The following is a 21,514-nucleotide window of genomic DNA, read 5'->3' on the forward strand; positions in this document are numbered from 1 at the left end:
CAACGATAGGCTCGCGGCACTATGGGCCGCCCGAAAACCAGTGCTCGCTTGTCCGTTCTGATCGTATTCTTCGTCAACGGCGCGGTGTTCGCCAACTGGGCACCCCGCATTCCCGAGATCCAGAACTCGTTGTCCATCGATGTAGCCACGCTGGGTCTTGCTCTCGCCGGGGTCGGTGTCGGCGGGCTTGCCGCAGCACCCGTTGCCGCCCTGCTGGTCCACCGATTCGGCAGTCGGTGGGCTGTTCTCGCGTCGGGACTCTTGTTGTGCGGTGCGTTCGTGCTCCCCGCTGTGGCGGTGTCGTGGTGGACGCTGCTGGCAGCTCTGGTCCTGCTCGGCGGGGCCGACGCGGTGATGGACATTTCCATGAACGCCCAGGGAGTTCTCGTCGAGGAGCGGGCCGGTCGGTCTCTGCTCAGTGGCTTTCATGCCGCGTGGAGCGTCGGGGCTGTGGTGGGCGGAGTGACGGGTTCTGCGGCCGCGGGTGCTCGCCTTCCGGTCGCAGTGCACTTCGCCTGCGTCGCCGTGGTGCTGGTTCTTGCGCTCTCGGCGGTCGGCCGGGGTCTGTTGGGTCCGGATGCGCGGCCGGATGAGTCCGCCGACGGCCCAACTCCTCAGCCGGCCGTCGGCCGGCCGATTGCGGCGCTGGCCATGCTCGGCGCGGTGGTTCTGCTGGCCGGCCTGATGGAGGATTTCCCGCAGTCCTGGAGCGCGGTGTACATGGCGGCCGAGCAGGGTGCCGGTCCTGGCGCTGCCGGTCTGGCGTTCGTCGCGTTCTCGGTGGCCATGTTGGTGGGACGCCTGGTGGGTGACCGGATCGTCGATCGGTTCGGACCGTCGTCGGTACTGACGGGTGGCGCAGCGCTGGTTGCGGTCGCATTTGCGGGCATCGCGGGGCTGTCGGTGCTCGCCGTCGACGTGCCTGTACTGGTCATCGCTGCATTCGCGGTCGCCGGCCTGGGTTCGAGTCCGCTGTTTCCCATCGTGTTCAGCCTGGCCGGACGGCTTCCCGGCGTCTCGTCGGCTGCGGCGATCTCGACCGTGTCGCTTATCTCGCGTGCCGGATTTCTGCTGGCACCGTTGGTGGTCGGGCGGGTCGTCGAGGCATCGGGCTTCGGGTCGGTATTGGCCGCGATCGCTGCCGCGGGCGTCGTGGTCGCCGTGATCGGGTGGCTCTACGGCCGCAAATTTCCCGTGGACTCGGTTCAGGACTGCGGCTCCAGATAAGTGCGCAACAACCGACGTACCTCGTCGGCCGTGAGTTGCTCGGGATACGTCACCGCCTGCAATGTCAGTCCGTCGATGTAGGTATGCAGTTCGGCCGCGGCATATTCGTCGACGGTGCTGTCGAATGTGAATGCGGGGGAGTTCGGTCGATCGAGATCGTGCAGGTGCGCCCACGCGAGCCGACAGAGGTAACGGCTGCCGAACCACCCGGCCGTCTTGAGGGCGGCTAGTCGCTCGTCGAATCTGGCACGCACGAGCGCTTCCAGCCACACCGATGCCTCGGCGCGGCGGTCCTCGTCGAGTGGCAGTAATTCCTCGAGGACTCGGATCGCGCGAACCAGGCCGTCACCGCCGGCCGGATGTTCCTCCAACCGATGTACGACGCGTTGCGTCATGGCCTCGGCCGCGAAGAGGACAAGTTCTCCTTGATCGGAGAAGTAGTACCGCAGTGATCCAGGGGAGACGCCGGCTTCGGCAGCGACGCTGCGTACCGTCGCCCCGTTCATTCCTGCTCGTTCGATGACGCGCCACACGGCGGCGACGATCTCCGCTCGGCGTGCGTCGTGGTCGACGATCTTCGGCATCGGTCTGTTCTAGCACGAGAGCGTTTTTTCGACACGACTGTGCTGAAACCGTGTTACGGTACAGCTGTGTTATTTAAGCTCGCCGGGCTTGCGCTGGTGGACAGCATCGGAGTCGGGACACTTGCAGTTCCGTTGTGGATGATGCTGCGGCCGTCGTTTCGGGCAGGTGTCGTTCTGCTCCATCTGTGTGTATTGGGGCTGCTGTACCTCGGGGTCGGTATCGCCGTCTGGGCGGCCTCCGACGGCCTGAGGGTGGCGATTCCTGGTGACGCGTGGATTCGGTTGGCGGTGGGTGTTGTAGTCCTGCTCGTGGGGGTGGTCTGCGACCGTCGGCGTCGAGTCCCCAGCAGTGCGTGGTGGACGCGGCCCCCGGGAAGTGTTCGCGGGGTTGTTCTGCTCGCGGTCGCTGTGGGCGCGGTGGAGGTGGCGACGATGCTGCCCTACTTTTCGGCAGTTGCCATCGTGGGAGATGCGGACCTGGGGCGGTTGTCCTCGGTGTCGATTCTGGCGGCCTACGTGCTTGTGATGCTGTCGCCTGCCCTCGTCCTGCTGGCTGTCGGAGTGGTTGCGCAGGAGCGTATTTCGTCGGTCACGCGACCGCTGGTGCGGCGCGTGGACCGTTGGACCGGCGACGTAGCGGCAACGGTGTCGATCGTGGTGGGCGCGCTACTGGCCGCGAATGCGGCGATCGAACTGAATCTGGTCTGACCTGGTTGTGGTCCGAATCGATGAAAGGGAAGCGATGAAGGTACGAGAGGCGGGCAGCATCGTCGTGATCGTCGTCGGAGCTGTGCTGGCGCTGTTCTTCTGGGACCTGCAGTTCTCCTGGTTCCAGGGCGGCCCGATCGGCTGTGTTCTGGTGGTGCTCGCGATGGTCGACGTATGGGAATCGCGTCGCGGCACCCCGAGGAAGGGGCTGCTCGCGGAACTGCGAGACGACATCGTCGGCACGAAAGATTCGAGCGATGAGTCCGACCGTGACACCCGGCCGTGAGTGGCACCGCCGGTTCGTATCGCCGGGACCATACTGATTTCTCGGCCGAGGCGTGATAAACAAGCTGTTCGGCGATCTGTATCGAGCGGAATGGTGGTGGTCTGGTGACGACCGGTGTCGACGCGGGTCTTCGTGCTCGCTCGCCTCGGCGTGGTCTGACCGCTGCCGGTACCGCCGTGATGGTTGCGGCTCTGGTGGTCGGGTGGGTCGTCGTGTATTTCATCGGCTTGGTGGGTGCGCTGTGGCGTTTTCGTGAGCCGCATGCGCCGGCACCGATCCTCACGATGCACGATCAGTGGACCGATCTCGCGGTCGGCGCACTGCAGGTCGTTGTGGGGGCGATCGCGATCGGCGCGGTGCATCTCGCGCGGCGACGGACTTTGCCGGCGGTGCTGCCTCTGCGGCATGGCTCCGCGCGCGAGGCTGCGTTGACTTGGTGTGCTGCGATCGGCGCGGCGTCGGCGATAGTGCTCGTATTGTCGCGACTGAATATCGTCCGGTTCGGGTTCTCTATCCCTGCCTCTGTCGAATCGGATTGGCTTGCAGTCGTTTCCGCGCTCGCTGTCGGTCTGAGGGAGGAGCCGATTCTGGTGGCTCTGCCGGTTCTGCTGTTGGTGGGCAGGATGCCGATCTGGGCGATCATGGGGTTGTCGGCAACGTTGCGGGGCTTCCTGTACCTGTATTTCGGCGGCGGCGGATTCCTGTGGGCAGCCATATGGGGCGCGGCGGCGGTGTGGGTGTATTACCGATATCGGCGATTGTGGGTGCTGATCCTCATTCATGGATTCGTGATGAACATCCAGGTCTTCGACCGGGTGATTCCGTCCGACAATTCGGCGACGGTGCTGCAGTGGATCAACATTTTGATCCTGTTCGCGGCCCTGCTGTGGTGGATCACGCCCCGCGCCCTCGATGCGTTCCTGCCGAACACGGTGGCTGTCCGTTCCAACGATCGGGCTGTCGACACGACGCCTGTGGTGACCGACGTCGTGCTGAATCCCGAGAACGCGAACTCCGACCGATCCAGAAACGAACCACCCGTCAAGCCCTGACCATGCGCGCCTCGTGGCATTCCCACGTCGGGTCGAAGCGGGCTTCGCCGTCCAGCTCGAACCCGTTCTTGCGATAGAAGGCGATCGCGCGCTCGTTGGCGGCGGCCACCCACAGATACGCAGCGGGAGTGTCCTCACCTAGTGCGTCGTTCATCAACGCCAGTGCAATGCCGGTGCCGTGGTGTTCGGGCAGAACGTTCAACGACCACAATTCCCTGTGTGCAGGCGGATTTTCGTCGCGCGGGGGTCCTCCGGTCGCGAAGCCGACAATGCGTGAGTCGCCAACGTCGACTGCACATCGGGTGCGAACTCCACGCGCCGACGACTCGTCGCGATGGGCGATGATCTGCTGCCACCGTTCGATGCGGTGCGCGGGCCTCATCGCATCCAACTTCGCACCGTTGATCATTCCCGCATACGTTGCCTTCCAGATCGCAACGTGTGCTGTACCGATCTGCTGCTCGTCGCCGGGCCGGATGTCACGAATCGAGTAGCTGCGCATGGTGCCGTTATACCGGCCCGAACTCGGTGACCGAATCGAATTTTCTTGTCGGACCCCTCTCGTACTATCGAATACATGTTCGATACCGGGGGGTGGGGAGCGGTGGAGACGCCGTCGGTCGATGACTGTATTGCGGGGTTTCTCGATGTCATCGCGCTCAGCCGTGTCCAGGAGAATCTTGCCCGGGCGGGGACCGTCCTGGCGTACTGCGACGTGCTCGAAATGCGGTTGGAGGCTGCCGAATCCGACGGTGGGGACCCTGGCGAGACCGTTCGCGGCGCTTTGTGCGACTTGGCCGTGACGATGACCGGCACGCGTCGCGATGCGTCGGTGATGCACGATGTCGCCGAGCGTTTACATCGAATGCCGTTGACGGCCTTGCGTTTCGTGACCGGCAGCTTCGACTGGTCGACGGTGGTCACCATCACCTCGGTGTTGCATCGCGCCAGTGACGAGACCATCTCGACAATCGAATACGAGGTCTGCGCCGCAGGGGGCCGAATGCGTCCGCAGGCCTTGCGGAACCGAATCTGGCGGTTGTGGATGAGGGCCGATCCGGACGGCGCTGCGCAGGCTCGCGAGACCGCGAAGTCGGAGGAAGTCGGAGTGCGGATCGACCGCACCGGTCCCGGCGGTATTTCGTCGCTCATCGCGAAAATCACGCATCTCGAGGCGGCCGAAGCGGACGCGCTCATCGTCGAGATTGTGGGGACTGTCTGCAAGGACGATCCGCGGTCGACGGGGATGCTGCGGGCGGCGGGACTGATGGCGTTGCTACACGGCGAACATTCGCTGGCCTGTCAGTGCGATCTGGGCGACGACTGCCCGGTTGCGGGTGGTACCGATGATCTCCCTCCTCGGCGCGGGCATCTCCTTCAGATCGTGGTGGCGGTGGAGACGCTGCTGGGACTGTCCTCGGATCCCGCGTCCTTGGCGGACGGGACGCCCATCGATCCGGAGGTGGCGCGCATCGTCGCCACCGACGCGAAATGGCAGGCCATGCTGACCGAGTTGGTCGACATGCTCAAACCCGAGGGAAACAGTTCCGACGACGACGACGACGACGACGACGACGACGGCGACGACGGCGACGACGGTGAGGGCGACGAGGGCGAGGGCGACGACGGCCCTGAGGGCGGTGAGTGCGGCGACGACGACGAGGGCTACGACGGACCTGAGGGCGATAACCCGAAAGGTGGAGGACCGTCTGGCAGAGGGCCGGATGGCGGTGACCCGAACGACGTGAATCCTGATGGCAAGTCCGGCCCTGACGGCGATTCCGGTCCTGACGGCGATGGCGGTCCCGACGGCGATGCCGGTCCCGACGACGACGCGGGTCCAGACGGCGGCGACCGGGACGACCGTCGCGGAAGAGGCCCGGACGGCGTTGGAGGCTCGCAGCGCGGTGAGTGCAGCGGTCGAGACCCGGGCAGCGGTAAGCACCCGGGTAGCGGTCAGGACCCAGGCGTGCGGTTGTCGACCGGTTCGTTGCTACGTCGAGTGGTGGTCATCGGGCGCGTGCGCGCTGCCGGCGAGCTTCCGTCGATACGCGGGGCAGGTGACTGCGCGAATTCACCCGCAGCCCCTGTGCTGGGGGAGGAGTCTGTCCGCGATGGGCTGGTCGCGCGGTGGCTCGCATGGATTGCCGAGAAGCCCGAGCGTGCTCGGGGCATCTTTCCCGACGGCCACGGCGGGGAGCGCAGTCCGTCTCAGGCTGCGGTGACCTATCGACCCAGTGCCCGCGTCGCTGCTGTCGTTCGGGCGGCGTATCGCACGTGCACGTTCCCCCGTTGCGACGTGCCGTCGGCGCGGTGTCAGATCGATCATCTGGTGCCGTTCGACAAAGACGATCCGCGGCGGGGAGGTTGGACCATCGTGACCAATCTTCAACCGGTGTGCGTGTTCCATCATCAGGCGAAGACCTCGAAAACGTGGTCGGCGGCGATGGTGGCCGGAGGGGTAATTCTGTGGTCGAACTCGCTCGGGTTGCGCTCGATCACGTTGCCGGACTTTTCGATCGGATCGCACGCGGGTCGCAGCCGACGTCGGAAGCGGTCTTCAGGGAAGGTGACGTCCCTGTCCGAACCCACCCGATGGGAACTCGACTACAGCGGGTCTGCACCCCCGACGCTCGCGGACTTCCGTGCTGCCTCGACGGACTCGGCAAGGAAGAGGCTCGCAGAGAAGAGGCGGGCCTATCTCGAGCATTGCCGCGTTGTACACGCACGCATACGACAGGACTGGAGTCGATACGATCCCGCGCCCTTCTGACGCCGGGACTGGCGGTGCCCGATAGGTGGTCAGGGCCACGCACCTGCTACCTTGAACGCCGTTCAAGTATCTGGGGCAGGTGATCGCCCCTTCCTCGAGGAGCCACCGTGTCAGGTATCGACAGCAGTACTCGCCCGCCGAGCCGTAAGGTCGGTCGAATGAACGTCTCCGCCCGCGACATGGCGCAGATCGCGGTGTTCGCGGCGCTCATTGCCGCGCTCGGACTACCGGGATCAATCACGGTGGGCTTCTCCGGAGTCCCGATCACCCTGCAGACCCTCGGCATCATCCTGGCCGGCGCAGTTCTGGGACCACGCAAGGGCACGGCCGCAGTACTCGTGTTCCTCGCCCTGACAATGATCGGCCTGCCGCTGTTGGCGGGCGGACGCACCGGCCTCGCGGCGATGGCCGGCCCCACCGTCGGATACCTGATCGGCTGGATTCCCGCAGCGCTGATCATCGGTTGGCTCACCGCCCGCATCCTGCCGAAGTACTCGATCGTGCTCGGACTGCTGATCAACGCCGTCGGCGGAATCCTCGTCATCTACATCTTCGGCACCATCGGATTGCTGCTCCGCACCGACGTCGGGCTCTGGGCCGCGATCACCACCAACGGACCGTTCCTGCCCGGCGACATCGCGAAGGTCGTCGTCGCCACGGTCGTCGCCAAGAGCGTGCACCGCGCTTACCCGGGACTGATCAAGAGGTGACTTTTTCGCTGGGAGGTCGAGACCAGGACACCGCCATCGTCTGGCGCGGTCGCAGTCTCACCTACGCCGAACTCGACGCCGCCGTCGAGCAGTGGCCTCACCTCCCGGCACACGCCCAATCTCACGACGCCCAATCACACGACGCGTCAGCACTGGATCTGCCGGACGCGTCGGTCTGTGTTGTCGCGGCGGCTCGGCAGGGGTGCGCGGTGCGAGTCGAGGACCCGGCCGCCAGGCCCGAACGCAGCGGCGACCCCGATCCCGACGCCTTCCTGCTTGTTGCGACCTCCGGTTCCACCGGCAGGCCCAAGCCGCTCGCGCGAACCGCGGCGTCGTGGGTCGACAGCTTCGCCGAGTTCACCGACATCACCGGCATCCGTCCCACCGATTCGGTAGCGATCACCGGACCCCTGCACGCCACGATGCATCTGTTCGCGGCCTTGCATGCGCTGTGGCTCGGTGCCTGTGTCACCGACGATCAGGCGCAGGCCACGGTGGTACATGCGGTCCCCGCTGTGTTGCGGGACGTCGCTCCGCGGATGCCGCACCTTCGGATTGCGGTCGTTGCTGGAACGATGCTGGACTCCGTTGCAGCTCGGTCTGTTCCGGACAGCGTGAGACTGGTCGAATATTATGGGGCCGCCGAGTTGTCCTTGATCGCAGCGAGGGTGGTGGGTGAGCAGCCGTCATTGGTACTGCTTCGCGACGTCGAGGTACGCACCGACGACGGATACCTGTTCGTGCGGTCCCCCTACGCCGCCTCGAGTGCACGTGATTGGTTCGCCGTCGGCGACCTGGCCGACGTGCGTGGCCGGGAACTCGCCGTCCACGGGCGCGGAGATGCGGCGATCAACGTCGGCGGCACCACCGTGATCGCCGAGGACGTCGAGCGAATTCTGGTCTCGATCGACGGCGTCCTCGCCGCCGCGGCGATCGGCACTCCGCACTCCGTTCTAGGCGAAACAGTCTCTGCCGTCATCGAACTCGACGGTTCACGCGATCTGGACGTGGTGCGCGCCGATGCCCGAGCGATCATGACCAAAGAGGCACTACCGAGGCGGTGGACGGTGGTACAGCAGTTGCCCCGCACCGCCAGCGGAAAAATCGCACGCGGGGCACTGCTAGCTAGAGGGGCACTGGCATGACGCCCACACCCGTTGTTGTCGCGGGTAAACGGACCGCGATCGGCATTGCAGGGCACGGGTTCGCCGATGTCACGGCACCTCACTTGGCGGTACCGGTTTTGAAAGCTGTTGCTGCAGAGATCGATCCGCTCGGTGTTCCGATCGACGACGTGATTCTCGGCAACTGCCTCGGCCCGGGCGGTGACGTCGCCCGAGTGGCGGCGTTGGGTGCCGGGCTCGGGTTCGCCGTCCCCGGGGTCACCGTCGATCGCCAGTGTGGATCCGGGTTGGACGCGTTGGCCCAGGCCGCGTCGCGCATCCGGAGCTGCGAGGAGACAATGATTCTGGCCGGGGGAGTCGAATCTGCGAGTACCAGCCCGTGGCGGTTCTGGCCGCCCGTCGGCGACGCGGAGCCGGTCCGCTACACCCGAGCGCCGTTCGCGCCCGACGGTTTCGACGACCCGGACATGGGTGTTGCGGCGGATAATCTCGCGCGGCGTCGTGGGATCGGTCGCGAACGCCAGGATGCCTATGCCGCACGGTCTTTCGCCCGAGCGGCAGCGTACGACTTCTCCGCGGAAATCGTGGCTGTGAACAACATGGCTACCGACGAGCGCATTCGGCCCAACATGACGACGCAGCGCCTGGGCAGGCTGCGCCCCACGTTCAGCACGGACGGGACCGTGACCGCCGGCAACTCGTGTGGAATCTCCGACGGCGCAGCCGTTCTGGCGGTCACCACCCTCGACCGCGCCGCGGGCATGCCGGCGCTGCGCATTCTCGGCAGCGCTGTTGTCGGGTCCGATCCTGCCCTTCCCGGGCTGGGACCGGTACCCGCGATCGCCAAACTGCTCGCCCGCACCGGGGTGGCGCTGAGTGACATCGAAACAGTCGAGATCACCGAGGCCTTCGCGTCGGTCGTGCTTGCCGTCGCAGACGAGCTCGGCATCGACGAGGACCGCATCTGCCCGGACGGTGGTGCCATCGCAATGGGGCATCCGTGGGGAGCGTCGGGCGCAATATTGTTGGTGCGGTTGCTCTCTCGTATGCTGCAGCCCGGAGGCCCCGCGCTGGGGTTGGCGGCCTGCGCTATCGGCGGCGGGCAGGGAATAGCAATGCTGGTGGAGAGAGTGTCATGAGTACGGTCGCCTTCGAGAACATCTCTCACGCCTTCGGCGAGCGGCAAGTGTTGCGCGGCATCGATCTCGAATTCGACGAACGCCGTATCGGCATCATCGGGTCCAATGGATCGGGAAAATCCACGCTGGCCCGCATGATCAACGGGTTGATCAAGCCCGATACCGGCCGGGTCACGGTCGACGGAATCGACGCGGCCAAGAAGGGCGCGCAGGTCCGCAAGAAGGTCGGCTTCGTCTTCACCGATCCCGACTCTCAGATCGTCATGCCCACCGTCGCTGAGGATCTCGCGTTCTCGCTACGGAGGTCCGGGCTCAGCAAGACCGAGGTGGCCGAGCGTGTCGACGAGATGCTCGTCCGGTTTCGACTCGATCGGCACCGCGACCACCCTGCTCACCTGCTGTCCGGTGGACAGAAGCAGTTGCTGGCCATCGGGGCCGTCCTCATCCGGCGGCCGGAGGTGATCGTCGCGGACGAGCCGACGACGTTGCTCGATCTGCGTAACGGCCGCGTCGTCGCAGACGCCTTGAATTCGATGGACCAGCAGGTCATCGTCGTGACTCATCAGCTGGCGTTGCTGGACGGCTTCGAGCGCGTCATCGTCATCGACGACGGCCGCATCGCGTTCGACGGCACCCCGGCTGCCGCAGTACCGGCCTACCGCGAGTTGATCGGATGATCGGTCTCTACCGCCCCGGTGGTTCGTTGCTGCATCGGATGAGTCCGGGATCGAAACTGCTGGCGCTGATCGTTGCCATTTTGGCGACGGTGATTTTCGCACGCACACCGCTCGAGGTCGGCGTGGTTGCCGTGATGGTCGCAGTACTGTTCGCGGTCGCCCGCATCCCTGCGAAAGTAGCTCTGGCGCAACTACGTCCGGTGCTGTGGATGCTGCTGATCATTGGCGTGTTCCAGGTGATCATCACCACCTGGCAACGCGCAGTGGTGGTCTGCGGAGTGCTGATCGTCTCCGTCGCGTTGGCCGCGTTGGTCACGCTGACCACCCGGGTCACCGACATGCTCGATACCGTCACCCGAGCCCTCGGTCCCGTCCGCCGCTTCGGCGTCGACCCGGATCGAATCGGTTTGCTTCTGGCCCTTGCCATTCGCTGCATACCGTTGTTGGCGTCGATCGTGCAGGAAGTGTCGCAGGCCCGAAAGGCCCGCGGCCTGCAGTGGTCGATGACGGCCCTGGCCACACCGGTGTTGGTGCGCGCGCTCCGTACTGCCGATGCGATGGGCGACGCTCTGGTGGCGCGCGGTGTGGACGACGACGGTGTGGATGATGACGGTGCAGATGACGAGTGATCTTCTCACCGCGCGGATAGCGCAGCACCGCGATCGGGCAGACATCGCGATCGTCGACGCGACCGGTCGGATCACGTACCGGGATCTGTGGCGTCGGGTGGAACGTGCGGCCGGGTCGATGGCCGGGATGCGTCGCATCGCGGTGTTGCCGACGTCGGACATCGAGTCGCTGATCGTCGTCGCGGCCGCGATGCATGCCGGCGTGAGTGTCGTTCTGCTGCATCGGCATCTGCTACCCGGCGAATTCGTCGACGCGATGTCGGTCACTGCACCGTCGCTCATCGTGGCGCATCCGCGTCAGCACGCACGATTGCACAGGTGGGGTGCCGACGCGGTGCTGGTACCCGAGCAGCTCGCCGGCGACCGTGTTGCGCGCGTCGATCCGCCGGCACGCAGCGCCGAACTGCTCGTGGGCATCACCTCCGGAACCACCGGCCCACCGAAATTGTTCGTTCGTGATCAGGCGTCCTGGGCGGCCACGCTCGACCGTTCCGATTCTCTGTTCGATCTCGGTCCGGGCGACAGAGTGTCTGCATCGGGAACTCTCGATCACACGCACTTTCTCTACGGTGCGTTGCACGGGCTTACTCGCGGCGCGACGGTGGACCTGCGCACGGCGGCGGCCGCTCTCGAAAATGCTCCGACACATCTATATTCGGTACCGACTATCGCCTGGGACATCGCGCGGTCGCACGTGCAGTACCCCAGCGTCCGCGAGGTGCTGTCGTCTGCGGCGCGATGGCCGCAGTCGGGTCGGGCGGCACTTGCCACGGTGCTACCGAACGCGACCATGACCCACTTCTACGGCGCGTCGGAATTGAGCTTCGTCTCCTACGACCGTCGAACGTTCGAGGGGGCGGGGATCGAGGGAGCGCTGTTCGACGGCGTCGAGGTGGAGACCAGGGGAGAACTGCTGCACGTGCGCAGCGACATGCTGTTCGACGGCTATCTGAGTCGGGTGGGTGAGCACACCACCCTGACGGACGGACCGGTCGACGGGTGGATGACGGTCGGTGATCGCGGCAGCGTCGACCAGGGCCGGTTGACCTTGCTCGGCCGCGGCAGCGAGACGATCGTTCGAGCCGGCCTCACGGTCGAGTTGCCCCCGATCGAGGCGGCGCTGTTGTCGGTCCCCGGTGTTCTCGATGCCGGAGTTCTGGGCCTGCCCGATGACCGAGCAGGAGAGATACCGGTCGCCGGAGTGGTTGTAGCACAGAATGATTCACCGACGGTGGCGCAGATACGGCGGCACCTGCGTTCGTTGCTACCCGACCCGAGTCTTCCCGTCGTCATCGCGATCGTCGACGGTTTGCCGCGCACCCCGCGCGGCAAGCTCGATCGTCAGGCCCTGGGTGCAACCTTGGCGACGGTCCGGACCGTCGGTTCGCCCGAGGCTCCGGTGACGACGAACCAGACGGTCAGCGCTCCGCCCTCGTAGCGGTGACGCAGCGTCACGCGTTCGTTCGCCAGTACGGGCGTGAGGTATTCGATGACGGCGCGGTGGGGCGCTGCGGCCAGGTGCGGCAAGTCCACCAGCAGTTCTTCGACCGCGTGCCAGTACGCCGCGTTGTTGAGGTGATTGAAGGGGTCGATATCGGTTGCGCGCAAGGGGAATTCGATATCGTTCTGGGATTGCGACGGTACCGGTTCGGTCAGCCACGCCTTCCAGCGCAAGCGGTGCTGATCGGTGGTCTTGGACAGCATCTCCAATGCCCCGTCGCTGATGCGCGTCGGCATGCCGGTGTCCTTGCTGATGTTGATCCAGAAGCCCTCGGTCTCGATGCGACCGCCCTTCGGGGTCGTCACCGCCACCCGCATGTTGGACCACCGCGTCGACATCGAGGAACACCAGCGCCGCAGGTGCACGCGGTCGGGAAAGTGGATGGGCTCGAACACGTCGATGACGGTGCGTCGCACGATCCACATCGGGTCGGTCTTACCCAGAGGGGTGGCGTCGAGATTGTCGGTGCCGATGTCCTGGAGGTAGCGCGCGACACCGTCGAACCGCAGTCGGTTGTTGGGGTCGATGTCGCCGGTACGTACCGGCCAGCTCGTCTCGAAGCCTTCACCGGGCGGCGGCTCGGGTGCCAGTTCGTCGTCGAAGCCGGCCGGTTCCACGCGTGCATTGGTCACGTCCGCACTGTACGCGGGTGGACCCACGTGATACCCGTCAGAGGATGTGGCGGGCTCGCATCCCGTCGAACACCGGTGCCACCCGCACCACGTCACCGGTGGTGGGCGCATGCACCATCTGCCCGTTGCCCATGTAGATCGCCACGTGTCCCGGGCCCGCCGCGCCCCAGTTGCCGAACAGTAGATCGCCGGGCTGGGCGAGGGCCATCGGCACCTCGGTACCCACGTTCCACTGCGTCTCCGACGTACGCGGCAGGGTGACCTTTCCGCCCGAGGCCTTGAACAGTGCGTAGGACGTCAGGCCCGAGCAGTCGAATCCGCCGCCGGACGGTCCGTTGATGTTTCCGCCGCCCCACACGTACGGCAGGCCTAGGTAATCCATCGCCAATTGCACTGCCCGCCCGCCCATTCCGGTGAGGTCGAGCCCGGCGAACGGAGTGAGGATGGCCGCGAACTGGGCCTCGGTGGCCCGGATGCGCGCTACGTAGGGCTTGGTCTGAGTCTCGTAATCAACTGACCCCGAGGGCATTCCGCCCGAGCGCAACACTGCACCCGCTCCGGCGTTGTATCCGGCGAGGGTCAGGTCCGTCGTGTCGCCCGAGACCTTGCCGTCGCGCTTCCAGCCGTCGACCTGTCCGTAGATGTCGCACAGCATCGTTCCCGACGCCATGACCGAGTCGCCGATGCTGTTGACGTCGACCACGCCGTTGCCGTCGTAGTCCTTGCCGTAGGTTGCCCAGGTTCCCGGCATGAACTGGCCGGGTCCCTGTGCACCGGTGCTCGATACCGGAGCTGTCGGACCGTATCGAAATCCGTTCTCTGCGGCATAGAGCGCGGCGATCGTTGTGGCCTTGACGCCGCCGCAGATGTTGCCCGCCTTCTGCAACCACGGAACGAACGCGGTGATCGCTCCCACTGCACCCAAACCGATAGGACCGACATTGATGCCGGTGAACGTGATGGGTAGACCGGGGAACAGTGCTCGCCGAATGGCTTCGGCCGATGCCATGAACGCCGTCTGGGTCGCGATGTCGGCGGCGGTATACGTCCGGCCGGCGAACTGCAGGGCACCGGTGGCGAGCCCGGCGACGGCGCTGGATGCCGCATTCGACGAGAAGACACTGTTCGACGAAAAAACACTGAAGGGTAGCGGGGCGCCGGCAGTGATCGCAGCCTGTGTGACGGCTGCCCCTGCAGCTGGGGACACCGCCCCGGGCGCAGCAGTGTCGGCAGCGCCTGCAGCTGCGGCAGCGTCCGGCGTCTCGATCTCGGCAACCGTGGGCATGTCCGGCAGCATCGGTTCGACGGCGGTGTGCAGTCCCTCGGCAGCGTCGTTCAGGGTCCGGTCTGCGACGTCGGCGGCGGGTTCGGGCATGGTGCCCATCAGGTCTGCCCATTGGTCGGACATCGTTTTGCCCTGGTCCTCGGCAGCGGCAGCGACCGCGGCTGCCTGATCCTTCACCGCCTGATTCTGCAGTGGAGCTGGGGCGTCCGTTCCGGCGACTGCGCCTGCGGCAGACACGATGACGGCAACGATGACTGCGAAGGGATCGCCTGCCATGCTTCGACTCCTGTTACTCGATCGTTCTTCCCCGAGCCAGGAGCTGTGATCAGACTCACCCGGGTGCTGCAACCATCATGCACGGTGCAGCCGATCGACTCATGAGTTTTGCGAAACTGTCAGAGCAGCGAAACTCAGAGCAACGAGGCCCAGTAGTCCGAGAACCGGATTCCGATGAGCGCGACGACGATTGCGTACCACACGGCGAGCAGCGTCCACCGCCATTCGAGGAAAAGACGGCCGACTGTGCCCGGGCGTTCGTCCGGATTACTGGAGCCGGTACTGATCAGCCGGCTCAGCGCCAGTACGAACAGTGGCATCGTCACCGCCCACACCACCATGCAGTACGGGCACAGGGCACCGATCTCGTAGAGACTCTCGAAGATCAGCCAATGCACGAATACCTCGCCGAGCAGCAGACCGGCACTGAGTCCGAGCCAGAACCAGTGCGGGAGCTCGACGCGGCCGAGCCACAGCACACCGGCGACGAGGGCGACGGAGAACGCCACGATTCCGAGGATCGGATTGGGGAATCCGAACAGCGCGGCTTGCTTCGTGACCATCACCGACCCGCACGAGAGCACCGGATTCAGGCTGCACGACGGAACATAGGACGCGTCTTCGAGGAGCTTGAATCGTTCGATCGTCAGGGTCAGTGCGGCGAGGAGCCCCAGTGCGCTGAAGAGTGTGAAGACTGCAGCGCCGGCGCGAGTTCTCATGGTCGGTTACCGGTTGCTGCTCAGTTTCCGGCTGCCGCGGCGGCAGCGAGGATGTTCTCGGGTGTCGGGGTGGCGACGTCGGTGCCGTTGACACGGACGCTCGGCGTTCCGTTGATGCCCTCGCCGATGACGGTCTGCGTCTGGGTGGTGACCCAGTCCGTGTAACTGCCGTCGGTGATGCACGACGCGGTGGCGGGGGAGTCGGCACCGGCTGCGGCGGCGATCTCGACGAGCTTGTCGTCGGGCAGACCGTTGCCGTTCTCGGCGGGCTGCTCGGCGAACATCGAGTTGTGCCAGTTCATCCAACTGTCCCGATCGTTCTCGGCGACGCAGATCGACGCGCTCGCAGCACGAGTGGAATACATCGTGCCGTTCGAGAAGCGATCGAGAATGGAGATGGGACGGTAATCGACGGCGACGTTGCCTGCGTCGGCCAGCTGCTGCAGAGTCGATCCGCTGACCGACTCGAATGCCTTGCAGGCCGGGCACTGGAAGTCCTCGACGACGCTGACGACAGTGGTGGCATCGGGGTTGCCGAAACGAATGGCACCGTTCGCGGTGAGCGACGTGGGCGTCAGCTGCGGGCCCGATGTGGAACTGGCGTCGGGAGATGCCTCACCCGACGTCGAATCCTTGTTGACGATGAACAGAGCAATGGCTGCAACGAGTGCGATGAGAACGACCGCGACGACGATCTGGATCAGCGTTCGACGATTCTTGTCGCCGTTCTGCATTGCCCGGATGTCCTTGGACGCTCTGCCGTCTCTCGATGCCTTGTTGCTGGTGTTCACGGCGACCAGTTTATGCAGGACAACCTGAGTGTCAGATGAGAGCAGTGTCGAATAAGTGCAGTATCAGATAAGAGCAGTATCAAATAAGAGCAGCGAGTCGTTCGATTGCGAATCGGTATCCGTCGATGCCGAGTCCGGCGATGACTCCGCTGGCGATCGGCGAGACGTAGGAGTGGTGCCGGAACTCCTCGCGGGCGTGCACGTTGGAGATGTGCACCTCGATGATCGGGACCTCGGGGATGACGAGTGCGTCACGCAGTGCCACCGACGTGTGGGTCAGTCCGCCGGGGTTGATGACGATGCCCGACGCCACCCCGCGTGCCTCGTGGATCCAGTCGATCAACTGTCCCTCGTGGTTGGACTGCTCTGCTTTCACGTCGAGTCCGTGTGTGGCGGCGGTCTTCTCGCACAGGGCGACGACGTCGGCGAGGGTGGCACGGCCGTACACCTCGGGCTGGCGGGTGCCGAGCATGTTCAGGTTCGGACCGTTGAGCACCAGCACTTGCTTGGCCATGACGTCACTCGCTTTCCTGCTCTACGAACTACCGGGTCCGATCATTCCACAGCGTGGTTGACACAATTGCCCCGTGAGCATTGGGAAGACGGTGAGTACGGGGAGAACCGTATGGGTGGTGTGGGGCATCGGCGTCTTCGCGTATGTCATCGGGGTGCTGCATCGGACGGCCTTCGGGGTCGCCGGGCTGAGCGCCGCGGACCGGTTCTCGATCTCCCCGTCTCTGTTGTCCTCGTTCGTGGTGCTGCAGGTGGTCGTGTACGCGGCGATGCAGATTCCGGCCGGAGTGCTGCTGGATCGGATCGGTTCGCGCAAGATGATCGCCGCCGGTGCGCTGATCATGGCGTCGGCGCAGATCACGTTGGCGCTCACCGAATCGCTGCTGGTCGCGGTGGCGGCACGTGCATTCGTGGGCATCGGCGACGCGCTGACGTTCATCTCGGTCCTGCGTCTGGTGCCGCGTTGGTTCTCGCCGCGGCGGGTGCCGATCGTGTCCCAGTTGACCGGGCTGCTGGGTCAGCTCGGGCAGGTGCTCTCGGCCGTGCCGTTTCTGATTCTGTTGAACGGGCCGGGGTGGACGTTCGCTTTCGGTAGCGCGGCGGCACTGGGTTTGCTCGCACTCGTCCTCTCGCTCGCTCTGATTCGAGATCGTCCCGACGACAACACTGCTCCGGAACCGGAGCCGACGTCGTTGCGGCAGACGCTGGACTCCATCGGCGAGGTGTGGCGACGACCGGGAACCCGGCTCGGATTCTTCTCGCACATGGGGACCCAGTTCTCGATCACCACGTTTGCCCTGTTGTGGGGTGTGCCGTACATGACCACCGCTCAGGGATTGTCGGCGTCGACGGCCGGAGCGCTGCTGACGTTGTCGGTGCTGTCGGCGGTGGCGTCGGGCATCGTGCTCGGTTTGCTCACCGGGCGCTACCCGATGCGTCGGTCCTGGCTGGTGCTGGCGATCATGGTCAGCAACGCCACGATGTGGGCCATCGTGCTGTCGCTGCCCGGACCTGCGCCGCTGTGGCTGCTCGTTCTGCTCGTCGTGGTGATTTCCGTGGGTGGGCCCGGGTCGGTGATCGGATTCGACCTCGCCCGCACGTTCAATCCGAGTGCCAATCTGGGGACGGCTCAGGGGATGGTCAACATCGGCGGCTTCCTGGCATCGCTGTTGGTCATCGCGGCGATCGGGTGGATTCTCGACGCCATGGGCGGTTACGACTTCGACAGTTTCCGGGTCGCGATGCTGGTGCAGTTTCCCGTGTGGATCATCGCGATCATCGGGGTGCTGGCGACGCGGCGCAAGACGCGCAAGGTGCTCGCGGCCGACGGCATCCACCCGCACACGATGCGCGAGGTCCGAGACCGGATGCGCCGCAAATAAACCTTTGCTTAGTCGGCTTTCTACGAGCATGCTGGTGGTCCGAATATCGTTGTAGGACACAAGCAAACGTTACGTAAAGGTGAAACAAAGAGATGGTAAGCGAGCCTGAAGCGACCGCCGAGCGTGAAGCGAGTGCGGTGAGTGGCGAGTACTCGCACCGCGAGATCATGACCATTCTGTCGGGCCTGATGATGGGTATGTTCCTGGCGGCTCTCGATCAGACCATCGTGTCCACGTCGGTACGTACTATCGCCGACGACCTGAACGGGTTCTCCGTTCTCGCCTGGGTGACAACGGCATATCTGATCACGTCCACTGTCTCGACCCCGCTGTACGGCAAGCTCTCCGATCTCTACGGGCGCAAGCCGTTCTTCATGACGGCCATCTCGATCTTCGTCGTCGGGTCCATGCTGTGCGGCATCGCGACATCGATGTACGAGCTCGCAGCTTTCCGGGCCGTGCAGGGTTTGGGTGCAGGTGGCCTGATGTCGATGGCGTTGGCGATCATCGGCGACATCGTGCCCCCGCGGGAGAGGGCCAAGTATCAGGGTTACTTCCTGGCGGTGTTCGGTACGTCCAGTGTGCTCGGGCCGGTCATCGGCGGTCTGCTGGCCGGGCAGTCGTCCATTCTCGGCATCACCGGCTGGCGCTGGGTCTTCTACATCAACGTTCCGCTCGGCATCATCGCGCTCGTCGTCGTCTGGCGGGTGCTGAACCTGCCGGTCTACCGCCGCGAGGCCCGCGTCGACTGGTGGGGCGCAGTGCTTCTCAGCGTCGGGCTCGTGCCGCTGCTGATCATCGCCGAGCAGGGCCGCGTCTGGGGATGGAGTTCGCCGCGGGCACTGCTGTGCTTCGGGATCGGCATCGTGGGCGTCATCGCGTTCGTTCTCGCCGAGACCAAGATGGGCGACGACGCCTTGATCCCCATGCGGTTCTTCCGAAACCCGTTGTTCTCGTTGTGTATTGCCGTCAGTGTCATCGCAGGCGCAGCCATGTTCGGCGGCATCTCGTTGCTGCCGCAGTACCTGCAGGTGGTCAAGGGTTCCTCGCCGACTCTCGCCGGTTATCAGACCTTGCCGCTCGTCGGCGCTTTGATGATCGCGTCCATCGTGTCGGGTTCGATCATCTCGAAGACGGGGCGGTACAAGATCTTTCCGATCGTCGGCACTGCGCTGATGGCGATCGCCATGTTCACGTTCCACTACGTGCACGCCGACACTCCGTTGTGGCAGACGATGGTCGTGATGGGTGTGTTCGGTCTCGGTCTCGGTTCGATGATGCAGCCGCTCACGTTGGCCATCCAGAATGCGATGCCGCCCAAGGACATGGGCGTCTCCACCTCGGCGGCAACGTTCTTCCGTCAGATCGGTGCGACGGTCGGCGTGGCGGTGTTCCTCTCGATGTTGTTCACGCAGCTGACGCCCAAGACCGGCGATGCGTTGGTCGCCGCCGGTTCGACGCCCGCGTTCCAGCAGGCCGTGCAGAGCGCGGCCACCAGTGCCGATCCGTTGGAGTCCGGGTTCGCGAAGGCCATCGCCTCGGGTGATGCATCCGTTGCCGGTAGTGCCTTGCAGGACAGTTCGTTCATCCAGAAGCTCGATCCCGCGCTCGCCGAGCCGTTCCGCATCGGCTTCTCCGACGCGATGGACTACGTGTTCCTGGCCGTGTCGATCCTGATGCTCCTCGGATTCGTCCTGGTGCTCTTCCTCAAGGAGGTGCCGTTGCGCACGATGTCGGGTCTGGCGGCAGCTCAGCAGGAGCGCGACGAAGAGCGAGCGAACGACGTGGGCACGGGTCTACATTGATGGCGTGAATTCGGAGAACTGGGTTCGGCTCGGCTCGGTGGACACCTGGTACGCCGAGGTGGGCGACGGGGAACCGCTGGTCCTTCTCCATCCTGGGGGCGCTGATGCGCGAGCACTGGATGTCACTGTTGCCGGGTTGTCCTCGGCGTTTCGGGTGTTCACCCCCGAACGTCGAGGGCATGGCCGCACCCCTGATGTTTCCGGGCCTGGTCTCTCCTCCGAGTTGACGTTCTCGGACATGGTCGACGACACCATTGCGTTCATCGAGCAGGTCGTCGGGCGACGGACGCGGTTGGCCGGGTGCAGCGACGGCGGTGTCGTAGCGCTACTGGTGGCGCTGCAACGCCCGGATCTGGTGGATCGTCTCGCCTGCGTCGCGAGCGTCTTTCATCGCGACGGTTGGGGCGGCGGGTTGTCCGGTCTCGCCGATGCCGACCGCAGCGATTTCGTATGGCGACTCGACGATATGCACAGTGCAGATCCCGCACTGACTGCTAGCGATCTCGCCGCGTTGTCGGTGCGCACTCTGGTGATGATCGGTGACGACGACGAGGTGAGCATCGAGCATGCTGCCGAGTTCTACCGCAGTGTGCCGGTCGCCGAGCTGGCAATAGTCCCGGGTACCTCGCATGGCGTGTTGGTCGAGAAGCCCGCGTTGTGCAATGCAATATTGCTGGACTTCTTCACCCGGGATGCAGTGCAGACGTTCGCGCCCATTCGCCGAGCCTGATCTGTGGTCACGGGTTGTGACGCAGGCCGTCGAACAGTGCGTCCAATCCGCGATCGAGTTCGTGGGCACCGTCGTATGTGGTGATGAGGGGCGGCAGGACGGACATGATCGGGAAGTCCTCGATAGGGAGTCTGCGTAACGCGAGGCTGAGTCTGTCGACTGTCTCGTCCGGGTTGTCCGTCGTCTCCTGCGTTTCACTGAGCACGTGACCGCGGAGCAACGACATCAGCAATCGGTAGGCCGAGAGTGACTCGGGGACAGTGAATCCCGCGGTGGCAAACAGGCCCAATATGCTTTCGAGTGACATCAGGGACCTGGTGGTGCCCAGGCCCAGCGGAGTTGCTCGCGGCCGAGTCGCCAGCAAAACGGCCGCGCGCGGATGTGCCAGGGCGAGTTCGCGATAGTGCCGACCGAAGATCGTCAGCTGACGTCGCCAGTCGGTGTCCGATCCGTCCACCGACACGAGGTCGCCGAGAATCGAATCGGCAACGGCGTCGAGTAGTGCTTCCTTGGTGGCGACGTACCGATACACGGTCATGGGGTCGCGATCGATCGAGACGGCCAGGCTGCGGATGGTCAGGCTGTCGAGTCCGGTGTCGTCGATGATGCCAAGGGCGGCCGACACGACGAATTCGTGGTCGATTCTGTCCCGAGAGTTGTGGCTGCTGCGATCCGAGGGGGTCATCACATTGCTCCACCATTTTCGGTTATTCAGACAAGCGGTAAGCCGACGGCTTTCGGTCGACAAACAATTTTATTGTTCACCAACGTCATTCGCTTGACCCTCGACCCTACACATGGTGTGCTGTAGGCCTACACCGTAGAGATACGGGGAAACTCGCTGTTGCGGAGTGGGCCACGAGCCTCCGCCCCCTCTACTCATGTCGCGCAGTTGAACAGCCAGCCGGCGACGCCATCGAAGTACGGATACCGCGAGACCTCGGCGCCCCTGGATCGTTCCAGTGACCATC

The 21,514-nt window shown here is 64.8% G+C and carries 22 protein-coding genes; 14 read left to right on the plus strand and 8 right to left on the minus strand.

Annotated elements, in window-relative coordinates:
- Positions 1–48: 48 nt before the first annotated feature.
- Positions 49–1,227 carry an MFS transporter gene (locus CH281_RS02320; protein ID WP_179274083.1) on the plus strand — a complete coding sequence of 393 codons (1,179 nt, stop codon included), beginning with the start codon at positions 49–51 and terminating at the stop codon, positions 1,225–1,227.
- On the opposite strand, the gene CH281_RS02325 is transcribed toward CH281_RS02320, so the two are convergent.
- Positions 1,206–1,811, minus strand: a complete 606-nt coding sequence (locus CH281_RS02325; protein ID WP_027498196.1) for a TetR/AcrR family transcriptional regulator — start codon at positions 1,809–1,811, stop codon at positions 1,206–1,208. The genes CH281_RS02320 and CH281_RS02325 overlap by 22 nt on opposite strands.
- Positions 1,812–1,877: 66 nt before the next feature.
- On the opposite strand from CH281_RS02325, the gene CH281_RS02330 reads away from it, so the two are divergent.
- The 3 genes from CH281_RS02330 (at position 1,878) to CH281_RS02340 (ending at position 3,857) form a co-directional block, all read left to right on the plus strand.
- A complete protein-coding gene (locus CH281_RS02330; RefSeq protein WP_161631823.1) occupies positions 1,878–2,519 on the plus strand; it encodes a GAP family protein in 642 nt (213 codons plus the stop codon).
- 34 nt (positions 2,520–2,553) lie between these two features.
- A complete protein-coding gene (locus tag CH281_RS02335) occupies positions 2,554–2,805 on the plus strand; it encodes a hypothetical protein (RefSeq protein ID WP_027498194.1) in 252 nt (83 codons plus the stop codon).
- Between the two features lie 104 nt (positions 2,806–2,909).
- Positions 2,910–3,857: a CPBP family intramembrane glutamic endopeptidase gene (locus CH281_RS02340; protein ID WP_051365264.1), complete on the plus strand. Its 948-nt coding sequence runs from the start codon at positions 2,910–2,912 to the stop codon at positions 3,855–3,857.
- On the opposite strand, the gene CH281_RS02345 is transcribed toward CH281_RS02340, so the two are convergent.
- The gene (locus tag CH281_RS02345; RefSeq protein ID WP_027498192.1) at positions 3,847–4,359 is read right to left on the minus strand and encodes a GNAT family N-acetyltransferase; all 513 of its coding nucleotides are present in this window, start codon (positions 4,357–4,359) and stop codon (positions 3,847–3,849) included. The two genes, CH281_RS02340 and CH281_RS02345, sit on opposite strands and share 11 nt — an antisense overlap.
- Positions 4,360–4,434: 75 nt before the next feature.
- Here CH281_RS02345 and CH281_RS02350 point away from each other — a divergent pair, with 75 nt between their 5' ends.
- The 7 genes from CH281_RS02350 (at position 4,435) to CH281_RS02380 (ending at position 12,347) form a co-directional block, all read left to right on the plus strand.
- Positions 4,435–6,630, plus strand: a complete 2,196-nt coding sequence (locus CH281_RS02350) for an HNH endonuclease signature motif containing protein (RefSeq protein ID WP_094692744.1) — start codon at positions 4,435–4,437, stop codon at positions 6,628–6,630.
- 158 nt (positions 6,631–6,788) lie between these two features.
- Positions 6,789–7,340, plus strand: coding sequence for a biotin transporter BioY (locus CH281_RS02355; RefSeq protein WP_239535631.1), 552 nt, complete (start codon positions 6,789–6,791; stop codon positions 7,338–7,340).
- Positions 7,337–8,485, plus strand: coding sequence for an AMP-binding protein (locus CH281_RS02360; protein ID WP_179274084.1), 1,149 nt, complete (start codon positions 7,337–7,339; stop codon positions 8,483–8,485). Before CH281_RS02355 ends, CH281_RS02360 begins: the two co-directional genes overlap by 4 nt.
- Positions 8,482–9,603 (plus strand): thiolase family protein, encoded by a 1,122-nt coding sequence (locus CH281_RS02365; RefSeq protein WP_094692746.1) that lies wholly within the window; start codon positions 8,482–8,484, stop codon positions 9,601–9,603. Before CH281_RS02360 ends, CH281_RS02365 begins: the two co-directional genes overlap by 4 nt.
- Entirely contained in the window at positions 9,600–10,280 is a 681-nt protein-coding gene (locus tag CH281_RS02370; RefSeq protein ID WP_027498187.1) for an energy-coupling factor ABC transporter ATP-binding protein, read from the plus strand. Before CH281_RS02365 ends, CH281_RS02370 begins: the two co-directional genes overlap by 4 nt.
- Positions 10,277–10,909: an energy-coupling factor transporter transmembrane component T family protein gene (locus CH281_RS02375; RefSeq protein ID WP_094692748.1), complete on the plus strand. Its 633-nt coding sequence runs from the start codon at positions 10,277–10,279 to the stop codon at positions 10,907–10,909. The genes CH281_RS02370 and CH281_RS02375 overlap by 4 nt, the downstream gene beginning before the upstream one ends.
- Complete coding sequence (locus tag CH281_RS02380) at positions 10,833–12,347, plus strand: AMP-binding protein (RefSeq protein ID WP_256983316.1); 1,515 nt, start codon at positions 10,833–10,835, stop codon at positions 12,345–12,347. The genes CH281_RS02375 and CH281_RS02380 overlap by 77 nt, the downstream gene beginning before the upstream one ends.
- Here CH281_RS02380 and CH281_RS02385 read toward each other — a convergent pair.
- The 5 genes from CH281_RS02385 to aroQ form a co-directional block, all read right to left on the minus strand.
- Positions 12,251–13,042 carry an acyl-[acyl-carrier-protein] thioesterase gene (locus CH281_RS02385; protein ID WP_256983317.1) on the minus strand — a complete coding sequence of 264 codons (792 nt, stop codon included), beginning with the start codon at positions 13,040–13,042 and terminating at the stop codon, positions 12,251–12,253. The genes CH281_RS02380 and CH281_RS02385 overlap by 97 nt on opposite strands.
- 37 nt (positions 13,043–13,079) lie before the next feature.
- A complete protein-coding gene (locus tag CH281_RS02390) occupies positions 13,080–14,603 on the minus strand; it encodes a C40 family peptidase (protein WP_094692752.1) in 1,524 nt (507 codons plus the stop codon).
- Between the two features lie 134 nt (positions 14,604–14,737).
- Entirely contained in the window at positions 14,738–15,322 is a 585-nt protein-coding gene (locus CH281_RS02395; RefSeq protein WP_045840695.1) for a vitamin K epoxide reductase family protein, read from the minus strand.
- Between the two features lie 20 nt (positions 15,323–15,342).
- On the minus strand, positions 15,343–16,113 hold the full coding sequence (locus CH281_RS02400) for a DsbA family protein (protein WP_027498181.1): 771 nt from the start codon (positions 16,111–16,113) through the stop codon (positions 15,343–15,345).
- A gap of 79 nt (positions 16,114–16,192) precedes the next feature.
- Positions 16,193–16,627 carry a type II 3-dehydroquinate dehydratase gene (aroQ, locus tag CH281_RS02405; protein WP_032365301.1) on the minus strand — a complete coding sequence of 145 codons (435 nt, stop codon included), beginning with the start codon at positions 16,625–16,627 and terminating at the stop codon, positions 16,193–16,195.
- A gap of 73 nt (positions 16,628–16,700) precedes the next feature.
- Between aroQ and CH281_RS02410 the strand changes: the two genes are divergently transcribed.
- The 3 genes from CH281_RS02410 to CH281_RS02420 all read left to right on the plus strand — a co-directional run bounded on the left by CH281_RS02410 (position 16,701) and on the right by CH281_RS02420 (position 20,543).
- Entirely contained in the window at positions 16,701–18,008 is a 1,308-nt protein-coding gene (locus CH281_RS02410) for an MFS transporter (protein WP_373453873.1), read from the plus strand.
- A 92-nt stretch (positions 18,009–18,100) separates the two neighbouring features.
- Positions 18,101–19,813, plus strand: a complete 1,713-nt coding sequence (locus CH281_RS02415; RefSeq protein WP_052060710.1) for an MDR family MFS transporter — start codon at positions 18,101–18,103, stop codon at positions 19,811–19,813.
- Positions 19,814–19,817: 4 nt separating this feature from the next.
- Positions 19,818–20,543, plus strand: coding sequence for an alpha/beta fold hydrolase (locus CH281_RS02420; protein WP_081701660.1), 726 nt, complete (start codon positions 19,818–19,820; stop codon positions 20,541–20,543).
- A 7-nt stretch (positions 20,544–20,550) separates the two neighbouring features.
- Here the strand turns inward: CH281_RS02420 and CH281_RS02425 are convergent, their stop codons facing one another.
- Positions 20,551–21,228, minus strand: coding sequence for a TetR/AcrR family transcriptional regulator C-terminal domain-containing protein (locus CH281_RS02425; protein ID WP_094692754.1), 678 nt, complete (start codon positions 21,226–21,228; stop codon positions 20,551–20,553).
- Between the last annotated feature and the right edge of the window lie 286 nt (positions 21,229–21,514).

Source organism: Rhodococcus sp. 06-221-2, assembly GCF_002258365.1.
In the GTDB taxonomy this organism is placed as follows: Bacteria; Actinomycetota; Actinomycetes; order Mycobacteriales; family Mycobacteriaceae; genus Rhodococcoides; species Rhodococcoides fascians.

What these genes read in the sequence shown, in the direction of transcription:
- CH281_RS02325 (WP_027498196.1), bottom strand. Translation starts at nt 1,811, where the DNA reads ATGCCGAAGATCGTCGACCACGACGCACGCCGAGCGGAGATCGTCGCC.
- CH281_RS02335 (WP_027498194.1), top strand. Translation starts at nt 2,554, where the DNA reads ATGAAGGTACGAGAGGCGGGCAGCATCGTCGTGATCGTCGTCGGAGCT.
- CH281_RS02345 (WP_027498192.1), bottom strand. Translation starts at nt 4,359, where the DNA reads ATGCGCAGCTACTCGATTCGTGACATCCGGCCCGGCGACGAGCAGCAG.
- CH281_RS02350 (WP_094692744.1), top strand. Translation starts at nt 4,435, where the DNA reads ATGTTCGATACCGGGGGGTGGGGAGCGGTGGAGACGCCGTCGGTCGAT.
- CH281_RS02355 (WP_239535631.1), top strand. Translation starts at nt 6,789, where the DNA reads ATGAACGTCTCCGCCCGCGACATGGCGCAGATCGCGGTGTTCGCGGCG.
- CH281_RS02365 (WP_094692746.1), top strand. Translation starts at nt 8,482, where the DNA reads ATGACGCCCACACCCGTTGTTGTCGCGGGTAAACGGACCGCGATCGGC.
- CH281_RS02370 (WP_027498187.1), top strand. Translation starts at nt 9,600, where the DNA reads ATGAGTACGGTCGCCTTCGAGAACATCTCTCACGCCTTCGGCGAGCGG.
- CH281_RS02375 (WP_094692748.1), top strand. Translation starts at nt 10,277, where the DNA reads ATGATCGGTCTCTACCGCCCCGGTGGTTCGTTGCTGCATCGGATGAGT.
- CH281_RS02380 (WP_256983316.1), top strand. Translation starts at nt 10,833, where the DNA reads ATGCGATGGGCGACGCTCTGGTGGCGCGCGGTGTGGACGACGACGGTG.
- CH281_RS02390 (WP_094692752.1), bottom strand. Translation starts at nt 14,603, where the DNA reads ATGGCAGGCGATCCCTTCGCAGTCATCGTTGCCGTCATCGTGTCTGCC.
- CH281_RS02395 (WP_045840695.1), bottom strand. Translation starts at nt 15,322, where the DNA reads ATGAGAACTCGCGCCGGCGCTGCAGTCTTCACACTCTTCAGCGCACTG.
- aroQ (WP_032365301.1), bottom strand. Translation starts at nt 16,627, where the DNA reads ATGGCCAAGCAAGTGCTGGTGCTCAACGGTCCGAACCTGAACATGCTC.
- CH281_RS02415 (WP_052060710.1), top strand. Translation starts at nt 18,101, where the DNA reads ATGGTAAGCGAGCCTGAAGCGACCGCCGAGCGTGAAGCGAGTGCGGTG.
- CH281_RS02425 (WP_094692754.1), bottom strand. Translation starts at nt 21,228, where the DNA reads ATGACCCCCTCGGATCGCAGCAGCCACAACTCTCGGGACAGAATCGAC.